The sequence below is a fragment of the Olivibacter sp. CPCC 100613 genome, assembly GCF_036959255.1.
In the GTDB taxonomy this organism is placed as follows: Bacteria; Bacteroidota; Bacteroidia; order Sphingobacteriales; family Sphingobacteriaceae; genus Olivibacter.
This window is the reverse complement of the sequence record NZ_JAWMTI010000002.1, coordinates 227,166-238,688: the sequence shown is the minus strand read 5'-3', so window position 1 is coordinate 238,688 and position 11,523 is coordinate 227,166. Positions and strand designations below refer to the sequence as shown.

The window sequence follows — 11,523 nt, the reverse complement described above, 5'->3', positions numbered from 1 at the left end:
ACCATGAATAAGATTTCAAAAATAATGCTTTTGGTCCTCGTTTTTTTTAGTTCATGTAACAAATTCCTCGAAGAGGAACCAGCGAGTTTTTTAACTACGGATCAATATTATAAGACAGAAGACCAAATTCAAGCAGCGGCCAATGGCACTTACGCTGGATTGAACATGCCGTTTTCGTCAGAAATTACCGTGGCAGCCAGCCCTGTGTATGCATTGGAGTACATTACCGGATATAGTCGTCGACCACGGCCCTCAGGCAGTGCTGATGACCAGTTCTTGCTTTTACAGAATATCGAGAACTCCAATGGTCGTTTTGAAAATTGGTGGAGCAGTACGTATATCCCCATTGAAAACTGCAATAGCTTTATTGCCAATGTTGCAGAAACCGCAGTTGTGAGTGAAGAAAAGAGAAACCGCTTCCTAGGAGAAGTCTATTTTCTGAGGGCATATTATTATTTTCGTGCGGTGCGCTTGTTTGGCAGTATTCCGTTGAAGACGGAGCCAACACTCAATTTGGATAATATGTTGATCGGAAAAACGCCCATCGCTGATATTTATGCGCAAATTGTGAGTGATTTGCAGTTTGCGGAGCAAGCGGGTTTGCCCTGGACAGATAAAAGCGGTCGTGTAAACCTCGCGGCCGTGAAAGCGTTGCTCGCCGAAGTGTACATGACCATGGCAGGCTATCCCTTACAAATGGGTGCTTCTTATTATCAAATGGCCTATGATAAATGTTTGGAGTTAATCAATGTTGGAGCGTATAGCTTATTTGCTACTTATGCAGACCTACGCGATCCGGCGAAAAATAACGAAGGAGAGCATATTTTAATGAATCAGCGTGATCAGCGTAATGCAACAAGCATTATTCATTTCAACTTTGTGCCTTATCCAGAACCACCGGAACCGGTGTCGGTCATTCCCAACTTTGGCGGTGCTATGGCGCCTGCGATGGCTTTTTATCAGTCTTTTGATGAGCATGATGTTCGTAAACAGGAGAAGCAATTTTTCTATAATGTACGTTACGTAGGCGATACGCCGGGTAAATTGAATCCCTTTATTTATAAATTTTGGGATGCCGCTGCCGAAGAAACTTCCCGGTCAGGAGCCAACTTTCCCTTAATGCGTTATGCTGATCTCTTATTGCTCTGCGCGGAAGCTAAGACGATGATCGATGGTGGTTCAACAAGTGACGCCGCGGCTATTGATGCGTATTATGCCGTACGATTACGGGCGTTTCCGGGATTACAGAGACCTGGACATATTACAACAGATGAAGTTTTGAAAGAACGTTATTGGGAGTTGTGCTTTGAATTTCACACCTGGTTCGATATGTTGCGTACGCGAAAGGCATTTGATGTAGAAAATGATCGCATCGTCGATTTAATAGGTTTTAAAGCGCCGAATCATGTAAATGCCTTCCGCGAGGCTGATTTGCTTTGGCCGATTCCGCTTTCGGAGATTCAGGCGAATCCAAATTTGAAATAAATACAAGTTAGATGAAAAACCGACGATTCATAATGGCCTTTCTGTTGGGTGTTTTCTTGCTGAATAATTCAATTCTGCAAGCGCAGAAAGTTTATTTTGTAGATGGTTACCATGGTGGGAAATGGGGGCACTATCCGTCACAATATACGCGGTTTATAATGGATCAGTTGCAACAACACCGAGATTGGAAGTTAAACCTTGAAATTGAACCGGAGACGTGGGACTGGGTGAAAGGGGTAGATCCTGAAGGCTATGAACGATTCGCTGCTTTGATAAAGGACCAGTCGGACACTGGACGAATGGAGTATGTGAATCCTACCTATGGACAGCCTTATTTATATAATATCTCGGGTGAAAGCATTATCCGGCAATTTGCTTATGGAATAGCGCTCTTGCGAAAGCATTTTCCAACGATTCGATTCGATACCTATTCTTCTGAAGAACCCTGTTTTACGAGCGCCCTGCCACAGATATTAACCGGTTTTGGAATCAAATATGCCTCTTTGAAAAATCCAAATACTTGTTGGGGTGGTTATACACGGGCTTATGGGAAGGAAATGGTGGACTGGGTCGGACCAGATGGCACCAGCATACCAACGGTACCTCGTTATGAGATGGAAGCCTTAAAACCGGGCTCAACATGGGAAACAATTGCCAGTTATAATAGTGAAAATTTCGTTCAAGCGGCTTTTGATGCTGGTATTGAACATCCGCTCGGTATGTGCTTACAAGATGCCGGCTGGAAAAATGGCCCCTGGTTGGGTACCAAAGGAGGGGACTATCAACCAACAGTATACACGACTTGGCGACATTATTTTGAACAGGTAAGCACAAACAGAGATTTAGCGAAATGGCGACTTTCGCAGGAGGATATTCAGGTAAGTCTTGTATGGGGTGCCCAAGTATTGCAACGAATTGCACAGCAAGTTCGAAAGGCCGAGCAGCGACTGTTGATGGCTGAAAAGTGGGCGGCAATGGATCGTATATGGCACCAAGATCCCTGGCCCGAAATCGCGTTTCAGCGTGCTTGGCATCCTTTGCTGCTGGCGCAACATCACGATTGTTGGATTGTCCCTTATAACAAAGTAGACAGTGTGGATTGGGCGGGAAAGGTGAAACAGTGGACAGGGGCAGCACTGGAAATTGCCGATTCGGTGATAGCAGCGAGAGAAAATAAGCGTGCTTCTGTATCGTCTTTGATGGTCAGGAACGTATTACCTTATGGAAGGAACGGCGTGATTGACCATCACATGACAGATTCGGTGATTGATACAAATTTGGTGGTAGTGGACCCATATGGAAAGGAAGTGCTGAGTCAATGGAGCGAAGGGGGGAACGGTAAGCATCTGCTTTTTGAGGCGAATGTGCCGGCTATGGGGGAAAAATTATATCACATGAAGAAAGGACAACGCAAATCAACGTCTTTTGCACAATTGAATTGGGAAGGCGACGAACTGATTATCAAAACGGATAATCATCTTATGCGTTTAAATGCAAATTTGGGAGGGGTGATGACCAGTCTGAAATTAAAGGATACGAAGGATAAGGAATGGGTGGATACGACTACGTATAAGGGATTCAATGAATTGCGTGGATTTTTCTACGATCAACAGCGTTTTCGTTCCAGTACTGAAAATAAGGCAAGTATCAAGATCATCGAAAAGGGAGCTATACGTTTGAGACTGGCCATAGAGGGAAAGATCGCCGGCCATGATTTTACACAGGAAATCAGTTTAACAAAGGGGGAACCCCGAATCGATGTCCGATTGAAAATTGATTGGAATGGAAAGGTATCTATCGGGCAATTCGACGATGAACAACTGCGTTTGGAAAACAGGGAGAAGGCTTTCTATAATGATCAGTACAAATTACTGTTGCTCTTCCCGGCAAAATTAGAAGGACAACGCATTGCAAAAAATGCACCGTTTGACGTAACCGAGAGTCGTCTTGATCATACTTTTTTTAGCAGCTGGGATCATATTAAGAATAATGTTCTACTCGATTGGGTGGATGTAACCGATCAGGAAGCAAAGGATGGTTTGGCATTGTTTACAGACCATACAACTTCTTATGCCCATGGTCGAGAACACCCTTTGGCGTTAAATGTACAATATGTAGGGAAAGGTTTATGGGGACGCGATTATTGTCTGGATGGACCTACCGAGCTAAATTATAGCTTATTGCCCCATCAAGGGAACTGGGCAAAGGCTGCACTGTGGCAAATGAACGAAGTTGTGACCAATCCGCTGCAATCGACTCCGGTAGAAGGATCAATGGAAAAGGTGCGCTCCTTATTTGATTTCAGCAAACCCGGGTATCAATTGACGGCCATGCAGTACGATCAGCGTGATTTATTATTGCGTATCTTCAACGCCGCCGGCGACGAAGGCCCAATGACGATCCATATGAAATTTCCGGTAAAGCGCGCGCAACTGGAAAATTTAAATCAAGAAATAATAAGCGATCTAACCGTGATCAACAACGCAGATAGTACAAAATTGGAACTGCAAATGCCGCGTTTTGGCTTTCGAACGATACGGATTAAACTGCAATAATGAATGTGAAATGAAGAAAAATTATCTTTTATTCGTCGTGCTTATCCTTTTTAAGCTCAGTTATGGACAATCGATTAAGCCCTTCAAAAAGGGCGATCGGATTGTATTTGCCGGTAATAGTATTACAGAGGCCGGCCTCTATGAAAATTATATTTGGTTGTATTATATAACACATTTTCCCGAAATGAAATTACGTGTTTTTAATGGGGGAATTGGCGGGGATGTTGCGGGGCAAATTTACGATCGGTTGCCAAAAGATATTATGGCAAAAGAACCTTCGGTGCTCATCATTACATTTGGGATGAACGACAGTAAATATTTTGAATATCAAGATAGCACGAAAACAACAATGACCCGTAAAACAGCGGTGGATACCTCGTATGCTCATTTCTTAAAGATCACGCATTATTTGAAGGAGCGTCCTGGGCTTCGTAAGATTATCATGTCGTCCTCACCTTACGACGAAACCATGCAGAATGAGAAGAATTATTTTCCCGGCAAAAGTCTAACCATGGAAGAAATTGCGCGCTTTCAACAAGATGTTGCCCAAAACAACCGATGGGAGTATGTTGATCTGTTGCATCCTATGCTGGCAATCACCCACAGAGAACAGATAAAGAAGCCCGATTTTACGCTTACAGGGCCTGATCGGATTCACCCCGGTAGTGCAGGCCATTTTGTGATGGCTTATCTCTTCCTAAAGGAGCAAGGATTGGCGGGTAAGGCAATTGCTGATATTTCCATTGACATGCAATCGAAGAAACTTGTGAAAAGTGAAAATGCAAAAATTAAATCGTTAAAAATAAATGAATCGGGTGTGTCTTTTGATTATTTGGCCAAATCGCTTCCCTTTCCTATTGACTCGCTGCCTAGGGTGTGGGAAAATAACCAGATCCAAAAAGATGCCTTGAAAGTCATTCCATTTACCGACGAATTTAATCAGGAGCGTCTGGTTGTAAACGGTTTAAAAGTCGGAAATTATGCGTTAAAAATTGACGGGGAATGGATGGGTAGTTTTGATGCTGCAGCATTGGAAAAGGGCATTAACTTGGCAGAAATAAGTCGTACTCCCCAATATAAACAGGCGCTCGAACTCATGGGACTTAACCGGGAACATCGCGAATTGGAAACTAAATTCAGAAATTACTATTGGGTAAACTATAACTTCTTAAAAGAAAAAGGACTATTATTCGATGATTCGGCGGTTGCAAGAGATACCATAATGAAACACCAAGAGGATAATGGTTGGTTAAAAGCGAAGACTGCCGACTACGAGCAGATTCGGGTCTTGAGTTCACGTAGGCAATTGGAGGACGGTATGCACGCAATACGTGAAAAAATGTATCAGGTAAATAAACCAAAAAGGCATCGTATTACAATAACAGCGATATAATAAAATGAACAGATTATTGCGTATAGGGTTAACAATTTCTTTTTTGACTTCGTTTGGTAGCTTATCTTGCTCAAGCCCCGAAAACAAAAGACAAAAGGATCCGGCAGATTATGTCAATCCTTTTATAGGAGCCAGCACTAGTGTGGGAGCGGCTGGGGTTTATCATGGTTTAGGAAAAACAATTCCTGGAGCGACCATGCCCTTTGGAATGGTTCAGTTGAGTCCTAATACCATCACCGGTGGAGATAATGGTTCGGGCTATAGTTATGAGCACAAGACTATCGAAGGCTTTGCTTTTACACAGATGAGCGGTATTGGCTGGTTTGGAGATCTGGGTAATTTTTTGGTTTTGCCTACGACAGGACCGCTAAAAACTAATGCCGGTGTGGAAGGACGGACCGATGGTTATAGAAGTCATTACGATAAAAAATCGGAGAAAGCTTCAGCGGGCTATTACAGTGTAACATTAAGTGATTATGGTATTCGGGCTGAGATGACGGCGGCGCCACATAGTGGTATACTTCGTTTTACTTTTCCGAAAAGCGAAGAGGCGCGTATCCAGATTGACCTAGCCAGGCGTGTGGGAGGAACCTCTACCGCTCAATGCGTCCGTGTTCGAGATGAGCACAGCATTTCAGGTTGGATGCGTTGTACGCCAGATGGAGGTGGTTGGGGAAACGGGGATGGACAGGCTGATTATACAGTCTATTTTTATGTCGAATTCAGCAAACCGCTGAAAAATGTTGGTGTATGGAAAGCATCAATTCCCGATACGGCTGAAAGGAAAAGGGAAAATGTAGAGGCCGATTACTATCAACAATGGATCGCCGATGCGGAGGTACTTCCGGGAAGGAAAGAAGCGGAGGGTAAACATATGGGTTTTTATACCACATTTGCCGCAGCGGATCAAGAGCAAGTACTGATGAAAGCGGCTATTTCGTTTGTGGATGAGGCTGGAGCCGAACGAAATTTAAAGGCAGAAATAAAAGACTGGAATTTTGATAAGGTATATGCAGAAGGACGGAAAAGTTGGTCGGATGCTTTGAGTAAGATACAGGTAGAAGGGGGGACAGAAGAAGAAAAGACCGTGTTTTATACGGCTTTGTATCGTACAATGCTCGATCCGCGTAGTTTACAGGATGTAGATGGTCGTTTCCCCGGAGGGGATGGGAAAATACATCAGGCGCGTAGCGGGCATGTACGAAGAACTATTTTCAGTGGTTGGGATGTGTTCAGAAGTCAAATCCCGCTACAAACCCTAATAAATCCGCAAGTGGTGGGCGACCTGATCCAATCGCTGACGGATTTGGCGGAAGAAAAAAATAAAAATTATTTTGAACGGTGGGAATTGCTGAATGCTTATTCGGGGTGTATGATCGGTAACCCTGCAGTCAATGTGCTATCGGAAGCGTATGCAAAGGGCATCCGTAATTATGATGTGGAGGCCGCTTACCGGTTGGCTATGGGTTCATTGGAGAAATTCGGCAATGGAAGTCAACACTACACTGCAGGCAGTCAGGGTATTTCGTTAACGCTTGAATATGCTTACAACGACTGGTGCCTGGGAAAACTGGCGGAAAAGCTCGGCAAGCAAGCAGATGCAAACAAATTCCTGAAACGGGCGATGGCCTATCAAAATTTATTTGATAAAGAGAAAGCTTGGTTTAGACCGAAGGATAATGCCGGCAACTGGTTGCCTTGGCCAGCGAAGGGAAGGGAAGAACATTGGTATGGCACCATTGAATGTAATCCTTATCAACAGGGCTGGTTCGTGCCTCATGATGTGGGAGGTTTAGCGACTTTAATGGGAGGGAAGGAGCGCATGTTGGAAGATCTACAATCTTTTTTTGAACATACACCTGCCGATTTCAGTTGGAATGACTTTTACAACCACGCCAATGAACCTGTTCATCATGTTCCGTTTTTATTCAACAAATTAGGGAAGCCCTCCTTGACCCAAAAATGGACACGACAAATTTGCGAACAAGCGTATCATAATGCCGTTGAAAAGGGCTTGGTCGGAAATGAAGACGTTGGGCAGATGTCTGCATGGTATGTATTGGCCGCTTGTGGAATCCACCCGATAGCAGCAGCTGATGGAACCTATGAGATCACCAGTCCGGTATTCAATCGCATTCGTATTCGGACCGACAGCAAGGAAGGGAAGGATATCTATTTCACGATCAGTGCACCCAATAATTCTTCTCATAATCGTTACATCCGCGCTATGCGCTTAAACGGAAAGGTTTATCCTCATTATAATCTTCGGCACGAAGATCTCACCAAGGGCGGCGAACTCACGCTGGAAATGACCGATAACCCAACCTAAACCTTAAAAACCTAATGTGAATAGATGAAAAGTGATGCTTTTAAAATAATTAAATGCTAAGTTATGAAGAAACAAGTATTACTTACAAGTCTATGCTGTCTGTTATTGCTCAGCGCTTGTCAACGTGTCATGAAAGAAGTAGCAGAGCCTACTTCTTTGCAACTTGCCTCCTTACCGGATTACGGCGTGATTACCTTGAAGAATGTAGCAGGTAATAAATTTATGGAAGTGGGCGGTGACCCACTCTACAACAGAAAATTTGACGACCAGGCGAAATTGCAACTATGGGAGACTTCTTCCCTTGATGGGAAGCAAAATCGATGGCAAAAGTGGCATTTGATATATCGTTCTACTGTTGATGGTGTGAAGTACTACCAAATCAGAAATTTACATAGCGGGAAGTTGATGGATGTACCGGAGGGATCGGATTCGATCGGTCTGCCAATACAGCAATATGCGGCCTTTCCTTTTTTGGCCGATCAACAATTATGGCGTCTGGAAGAACAGTCAGATGGTACTTCGGTAAAATTAGTCAATAAAGGAAATGGTTTGGTATTAGCCGTAGCGAATGGGGCGACAAACAATGGGGCAGCGATTGTTCAAGAACAAACCGCAAATGACAACCGTCAATATTGGATAATTAGTTTGGAAGAGGAAGATACCTATCGGGACGATGAAGTTGTTCGGTTTTTCAACCGCAATGAATCGGAACAGGGTTCGGTTGCCTTTGATCAAGGAAATAGTATTCCATTAAGCTGGGGCAGCAATGCAGGTAAAGTATTGTGGGTGACACAGGATGCTTGGGATGGAACCTCCCTAACACCCGATGACAAATTCCCTTGTAATTACTTTTTCAGCTATGGAAATTCCATGCTTTTGCAACCCTCCATTTCAGACTGGAATAATTTGCACACGCCCAATGTAACTGTTCCGGGAGGTGCAAATGGACGACCGAGGCAGGTTTGTACCATTCAAGCTAATAATACGTTTGCCTGGCCCGGTATGGGGGTGGAAATAGGCGATAAGGTTTATGTTCACTGTGGTGAAGGTTCTGGTTTAAACGCCACTGACCAGTCGCTTTACGTATTTACGCAGAACACGGGTACTACGTGGCAAACGCAGCGAACAACACCGGCTGGCTTAAGCGGACAAACAGCTATTTTATATGCTACCGGTATGGTGAAGGCGGGAGATGGTTATGTGTACGCTTTTGGAAGTGAAACGGTGGGCTTTGGTTATGAAAGTTATATCCATGTTGCACGTTTTCCGGAAAGTGATCCGCAACAGTGGGAGTTTTTTAATGGGACTTCCTGGAGTCCAACTCCGACAACAGGGGAAGCTTCAAAAGTAACCGATGGCCTTGGCTCGAGCGCAGTATCTTACCTAAATGGGAAGTACATTTTAATGACGATGGATCAAGGATTTAATTGCGATGCTAACCGCCGTATTTATTTGGCTACAGCAGATAACCCCACCGGACCTTTTACGGAGCGGAAAGCAGTTTATACGATTAGTGAATATTTTTATGGACAATATGCGCGATATTATACACCGGCTATTCACCCTCATTTCGATAATGGGCGAAATGAATTGCTACTAACCTATTGCTTGAATTATTCAGCTTGTGGCTTGGATGGGTGTCAAGACGGGGTTATTGACCCCTATTATTATCGGGTGAAGGGTATTCGTGTTCCTTTTACAATGATTGGTTTGTAAATGTACCGCCCATCCGAGCAATTTCGGAGGGCGGTTACTTTTTATCAAAGCTATTTGGGGATGAATTCCATTGCAGGTTTTATAACAAAGCCTTATATTCGCAATATTTAATGCTGATCTTTTGAAACGCTTTGCCATCATACTACTCATTCCCATTGTGTTGTTACAGACCTGTGCCGGTTTGTTTATCATGACGGCGTTTTATGCAAATCAAGCTTATATTGCCAAAAACCTATGCATCAATCGAAACACCAAAATGGCACCCCTTTGTAGTGGGCGGTGTATTTTAGTGAAGGAACTGAAAAAAGAACAAGAACAGGAGAAAAAAAGTCCGGAAACCAAAATAAAAGATTTTCAGCCGATCGACAGGTTACTTGCTGCCATAGATTTAAAGCAAGCGATTTATGCTACTGAAACAGAAAATCATTTCCTCGAAAGCGACTTCCCTTATCAAGCGCCGGTCTTAAGCGCTATTTTTCACCCACCGCTGGTATAACAAATTTTTTATTGAAATAAGGCCCATTAAGCAAAAAACTTATTGGGTTGTCTTTGTTTGATCGGTTCTGATCGAATCAATTGCTATGTGATAGGGTTCATCTAATGAAGGGGTTAAGAAAAACATTCGTTTATTTATTATTGCTTGTTTTAACATGCCAATGTTTAGGAAGCTTGGGTGTATTTACTTGGTTTATATCCAACCGGGATTTTATTGCGAACGAATTATGTGAAAATAGGGGTAGGCCGACTCTGCATTGCAATGGCCAGTGTGTACTGATGAAGAAATTGAAGAAATGGGGAAAGCCAGCGCAGCACGGTCGGGAAACAACAGTTGATAAAATAGAACCTAATATGATTGTTCCTGAAACCGTCCGCTTAGAAGAACCTTTCATTTTTATACCAAGATCTCCTTCTCCTCCTTATTTACGGCAATACCGTTACCAACACTTAGCGGATCTTTTTCATCCTCCCCCGCTTTTTGTCGATTTCCTACAAGCAACCTAATGGATTCATTAAGTATTGTATCCGTTAGATTGCCCTGTTTATTCATTGAAAATTATCGTGTTCGTTTAAAAGCCATCACCTTAGCTAAATTGATCAGGTGCTTGGTTTAAGAATTTATTATCCATATCAATAGTTATGTTAATATATAAAAAGCATATTTTCTCATCATTTCTGTGTACGCTTTTATGGCTCGCAGCTTGTAATCAAAATCAACAGCATCAGGTAGTCGAGAACGACAATAGAAAGATCAGCAAGACATCGTTTAATGAAGCGTCTCTCGTAGAGGTGGGCAGCGGGCAGTCTGTTGACGGCGAGCTCTTCGCCCGCGTTTATGCAAATGATTCATTGGTTGATACCTATCAGCATCTTTTTATTAAACTCGAAAACGCGAAGGGCAACTTGATAGAGAAGGCACATATACAATTCATGCCCGAGATGAAAATGGGCATGATGGCCCATGGAGCGCCTACTGTACAACCTGCAGAAGAGCCTGTTGACGGTTTTTTTAGAGGGGGTGTAGTATTTATTATGCCTTCTTCATCAGAAAGTGGTCATAGTTGGGTTCTTAACGTATTGGTTGATCAACCGGGAGAAAAGCAAAATCGCGTCAATATCCCGTTACAAGTCAAACATTTAGAAAGACCAAGGACCATTGCCTTTGATGGCGGGAAGGAAGGACGTTTCTTCCTGTCCTTATTGGATAGTGACTCCCTGAAAGTAGGTGAGCAATCGGCTCGATTTAACCTTTACCGTATTCGTAAAAACGAATATCCAGCTGTCTTTGAGGGGTATGAAATCCAGTTAGAAACGCATATGCCGGATATGGGACACGGATCTGAGGGAAATGTAGCGGCTGCTGCGGTAGGAGATGGAAATTACGAAGGAAAAATCAATCTTCCCATGGCAGGGTTATGGGAAATAGGGGCCAGCTTACTAAAAGATGGAAAAAAAGTTTCCACTGAACCGATCACCTTTCAAGTAACGATCAAGGAATAATTTTTAATGCTGAAATCGCCATGATTGTAAAAAATTGCACGATAAAG

At 43.3% G+C, this 11,523-nt stretch carries 8 protein-coding genes; 7 read left to right on the top strand and 1 reads right to left on the bottom strand.

All coding sequences use genetic code 11. The annotated features are described in order from the left end of the window. Positions 1-3: 3 nt before the first annotated feature. From RYH73_RS07395 to RYH73_RS07370, 6 genes are all read left to right on the top strand, one after another. Entirely contained in the window at positions 4-1,485 is a 1,482-nt protein-coding gene (locus RYH73_RS07395) for a RagB/SusD family nutrient uptake outer membrane protein (RefSeq protein WP_335312780.1), read from the top strand. 11 nt (positions 1,486-1,496) lie between these two features. Beyond that, positions 1,497-4,040 carry a glycoside hydrolase family 38 C-terminal domain-containing protein gene (locus tag RYH73_RS07390; RefSeq protein ID WP_335312779.1) on the top strand — a complete coding sequence of 848 codons (2,544 nt, stop codon included), beginning with the start codon at positions 1,497-1,499 and terminating at the stop codon, positions 4,038-4,040. Positions 4,041-4,050: 10 nt separating this feature from the next. Next, positions 4,051-5,433: an SGNH/GDSL hydrolase family protein gene (locus RYH73_RS07385; RefSeq protein WP_335312778.1), complete on the top strand. Its 1,383-nt coding sequence runs from the start codon at positions 4,051-4,053 to the stop codon at positions 5,431-5,433. A 4-nt stretch (positions 5,434-5,437) separates the two neighbouring features. After that, positions 5,438-7,762 carry a GH92 family glycosyl hydrolase gene (locus RYH73_RS07380; RefSeq protein ID WP_335312777.1) on the top strand — a complete coding sequence of 775 codons (2,325 nt, stop codon included), beginning with the start codon at positions 5,438-5,440 and terminating at the stop codon, positions 7,760-7,762. 63 nt (positions 7,763-7,825) lie between these two features. Continuing rightward, positions 7,826-9,478 carry an RICIN domain-containing protein gene (locus RYH73_RS07375; protein WP_335312776.1) on the top strand — a complete coding sequence of 551 codons (1,653 nt, stop codon included), beginning with the start codon at positions 7,826-7,828 and terminating at the stop codon, positions 9,476-9,478. A gap of 121 nt (positions 9,479-9,599) precedes the next feature. Next, a complete protein-coding gene (locus RYH73_RS07370) occupies positions 9,600-9,974 on the top strand; it encodes a hypothetical protein (RefSeq protein ID WP_335312775.1) in 375 nt (124 codons plus the stop codon). A gap of 396 nt (positions 9,975-10,370) precedes the next feature. Here RYH73_RS07370 and RYH73_RS07365 read toward each other — a convergent pair whose 3' ends face one another. Beyond that, positions 10,371-10,526, bottom strand: coding sequence for a hypothetical protein (locus RYH73_RS07365; protein WP_335312774.1), 156 nt, complete (start codon positions 10,524-10,526; stop codon positions 10,371-10,373). A gap of 89 nt (positions 10,527-10,615) precedes the next feature. Between RYH73_RS07365 and RYH73_RS07360 the strand changes: the two genes are divergently transcribed. Then, positions 10,616-11,476, top strand: a complete 861-nt coding sequence (locus RYH73_RS07360) for a FixH family protein (protein ID WP_335312773.1) — start codon at positions 10,616-10,618, stop codon at positions 11,474-11,476. Positions 11,477-11,523: the final 47 nt, after the last annotated feature.